1 protein-coding gene is annotated in these 202 nt (G+C 67.3%); it reads left to right on the top strand.

All coding sequences use genetic code 11. The features are described from left to right. On the top strand, nt 1-202 hold a 202-nt coding region (locus tag I8J34_RS24560), incomplete at both ends, for a hypothetical protein (protein ID WP_214364238.1).

The raw sequence follows: 202 nt of genomic DNA, 5'->3' as shown, positions 1-202 counted from the left end.
ACCGATGACCTGGGCATCGCCGCCACCGGCAGCCTCGACATCCAGATCACCGACTCCGTGCCGGTGGCGATCAACGACACCAACGTGATCGCCGAAGACGGCGTCAACACCGTGTCCGGCTCCGTGCTCACCAACGACACCGTCGGTGCCGACACCAACGCCACCCCGATCACCGCCGCGACCCCGACGCTCACCTACGGCA

Source organism: Denitromonas iodatirespirans (assembly GCF_018524365.1).
In the GTDB taxonomy this organism is placed as follows: Bacteria; Pseudomonadota; Gammaproteobacteria; order Burkholderiales; family Rhodocyclaceae; genus Nitrogeniibacter; species Nitrogeniibacter iodatirespirans.
The sequence above is the reverse complement of the archived record's forward strand: the minus strand, read 5'-3'. Positions and strand labels throughout refer to the sequence as shown.